The organism is Dethiosulfatibacter sp., assembly GCF_983023055.1.
In genome coordinates this window covers 1-3269 of record NZ_CEZJXU010000297.1, presented here as the reverse complement: position 1 = coordinate 3269, position 3269 = coordinate 1, and the positions used below count along the sequence as shown (strand labels likewise).

Below are 3269 nucleotides of genomic sequence, written 5' to 3'. Positions count from 1 at the left end.
GAAGTAGGTCTGAGATACGGAACAGGTGAAATATTCCTTCCACAACTTCTTACTTCTGCCGAAACTGTACAAAGCGTATTTAAAATAATCAAGGAACAAAGCGAATCAAATGCAACAGTTGACAAAAACAAGAGGGTCGTTCTTGCTACTGTACAAGGTGATGTCCACGACATAGGAAAAAGCATTGTGAAAATGCTCCTTGATAATTATGGTTTTGATGTAGTTGACCTTGGAAAAGATGTTCTGATAGCTGATGTGGTGAAAACCGCAAAAGATGAAAACATCAAACTGATCGGACTTAGTGCTTTGATGACAACAACTGTAGCTAATATGAAAAAGACCATATCCGCCATAAGAAAAGAAATTCCCGATGCCAAAATAATGGTAGGCGGCGCCGTATTGACTGAAGAGTATTCAAAAGAAATAGATTCTGATTTTTATGGAAAAGATGCTCTTGCAGCAGTCGCTATAACAAAGAAGTTTTATGCAGAACAATAATGTATTAAATAATCAAAATTAATATTAATATTAAAATGCCTTCAAAAAAAGGGCATTTTTTTGTACAAAAAAGACTGCTCATAGCTAGATTTATCATCTAGTTACAAGACAGCCCATCTGTATATGCTGTTTTTTCTATTAGCTGTTAAACGCTTCGTATATTGACTTGATTGCCTTTTCAAAGTCTTTCTCTGCAACACCTACAATTATATTCATCTCACTTGAACCTTGGTCAATCATTCTAATATTTACATCATTCTCAGCAAGGGAATTGAATATTTTTGCAGATACGCCAGTTGTAAATGCCATATTCTGACCAACAACTGCCAATAGTGCTATGTTTTTAAATACATTAAGACTATCAGGCTGACATGCCCTTTCAATCTCATTGAGGAGTTTTTCCAGTTTTCCATTAAGATTTTCATTGTCTATTACAATTGACACTGTATCGATTCCAGAAGGAATATGTTCAAATGTTATATCAAACATCTCAAGTGTAGACAACAATTTTCTTACAAATCCTACTTCAGAATTCATGTAGAATTTTTGAAGACCAATGACAGTAAAATCCTTTCTACCGGCAATTCCAGTTATAGGAAGGTCGTCATCCTGCTTTTCTCTTTCATTGATTATCATTGTTCCAGGATCACTAGGCTCGTTTGTATTTTTGATATTTATAGGAATATTTGCATTTCTTACAGGATAAATAGCCTCGTCATGAAGAACCTTTGCTCCCATATAAGACAATTCTCTAAGCTCTCTGTATGTAATGCTTCTTATTCTCTTAGGATTCTCAATGATTCTAGGGTCAGCCATCATAAATCCTGACACATCTGTCCAGTTTTCATAAACATCTGCATCCATTGTTCTTGAAACGATTGCTCCCGTTATATCAGAACCGCCTCTTGAAAATGTTTTTACATCTCCAAGTGCTCCAGTACCATAAAATCCTGGTATTACAGCATTACCTACCTGATTGAGTACTTTCCTCATCACTACACTCGTTTTCTCTTCATCAAGGGAACCATCCATCTTGAAGAATACAATATCCTTTGCATCAACAAATTCATATCCAAGATACTTTGCAAGAATCTTGGCATTTAAATACTCTCCCCTACTCACAAGGTAGTCAACTGATATCTTTTTATCAAGTTTTTCTTTTATTGTATTTAACTCATTTTCAAGATCAAATTCAATACCAAGATCTTTAACTATTCCTTTGTATCTATCAACTATCATTTTAAACACCTGATCAAATGGTACAGAATAAATTATATGCGCATGACACAAGTACAGAAGATCTGTAATCTTGTTGTCTTCACTAAATCTTTTCCCTGGAGCTGACACTATAATATATTTTTTATCATCATCAGATTTTATTATATTCGCTACTTTTTTTAACTGTTCACCGTTCGCCGACGATGATCCGCCAAATTTTGCTACTTTTAACATTTTGTTTCCTCCTCAAGCACACTTGTGTTTCTTATATAAACTCATAGTATATACTATACACTAAATAATAAAAAAAATAAACACTTTTTTAACAAAATCAAGAAGGAAATTTCAACTCTTGTTTCACATCCAATAAAGTGTTCATTTTTCAACATTTTCTACTGTTATTTATCCATAAAGGTCCTTAAAAAATCTTATTTATCCCCTAACCATTCAAGGACATTTTTTCTTATACCTTCTCCATCCATCTCATATTTCTCAAAGAGTTCCTCTACACTGCCATGTTCTATGAAATTATCCGGTAAAGTATGTAGTTTCATTTCAACATTTTCTGGAAGAAAATCATAAAGAAGCCTGCCTACAGTACCACATCTTACAGTTTCATCAACAAATAGTACTTTCCCTGTTTTTCTTCCTTCTTCTATAACAAGATCACCTTTTATAGGCTTAATGGTCTTAAGCGCTATTACACCAGCATCTATACCATCATCCTTCAATAGAACAGAAGCCTTCATGGCCTCATGAACAAGTCTTCCAAATGCCACCAATACAATATCCTCACCTTTCTTCAGAATCTCCGTATTTTCGAAGTTTTCTCTTTCCTCAGTAAGACTGGAATCGACATATCCTCTTGGATATCTTATTACTATAGGACCTTTTCCTTCATTAACAGCCCACTCAAGCATATTTTCCATATCCGAAGCATCAATAGGTTCCATAACAGTAATATTGGGTATCTGATAAAGAAAGGCCGAATCAAATACTCCCTGATGGGTTTCTCCATCTCTCCCTACTATCCCCGCCCTATCCAGACAAATCACAACATGTAGATTTTGAAGAGCTACATCATGAACAAGCTGATCGTAGGCTCTTTGTAAAAAGGATGAATACAATGCAAATACTGGAACCATGCCACTGCTAGCCATTCCGGCCGCAAGAGTAACCCCGTGCTGCTCGGCGATTCCAACATCAATAAATCTATCAGGGAATTTTTTTTCAAATTCACTGAGGCCGGTTCCACCTGCCATAGCTGCCGTAATGGCCACTAGATTTTTATTTTTTTCAGCCAAATCCACCATTTTTCTTCCAAATATCTTCGAAAATGAAATAGAAGATTTATCCAAACTTTCGCCTGTCTTCACATCAAATTTTCCTACACCATGAAAAACATCGGGCTTCTCTTCTGCCGGAAGGTAACCCTTTCCTTTTTTTGTATGTACATGCACCATAACAGGAGCATCAATTTTCTTAACTCTCTCCAATACATCAATAAGATCATCTATATTGTGTCCGTCAATAGGACCTATATATCTAAATCC

General features: G+C 35.4%; 3 protein-coding genes. 1 reads left to right on the top strand and 2 read right to left on the bottom strand.

Translation table 11 applies throughout. The features are described 5' to 3' along the window. Positions 1-498, top strand: a 498-nt coding sequence (locus tag AC3AX0_RS09905) for a cobalamin-dependent protein (RefSeq protein WP_487550129.1), incomplete at its 5' end; no start/stop codon positions are given. Between the two features lie 138 nt (positions 499-636). Here AC3AX0_RS09905 and AC3AX0_RS09900 read toward each other — a convergent pair. Together AC3AX0_RS09900 and AC3AX0_RS09895 are read right to left on the bottom strand one after the other, a co-directional pair. Continuing rightward, positions 637-1950 (bottom strand): aspartate kinase, encoded by a 1314-nt coding sequence (locus AC3AX0_RS09900; RefSeq protein ID WP_487550128.1) that lies wholly within the window; start codon positions 1948-1950, stop codon positions 637-639. A 194-nt stretch (positions 1951-2144) separates the two neighbouring features. Next, the coding region (locus AC3AX0_RS09895; RefSeq protein WP_487550127.1) for a transketolase C-terminal domain-containing protein at positions 2145-3269 on the bottom strand (1125 nt) is incomplete at its 5' end.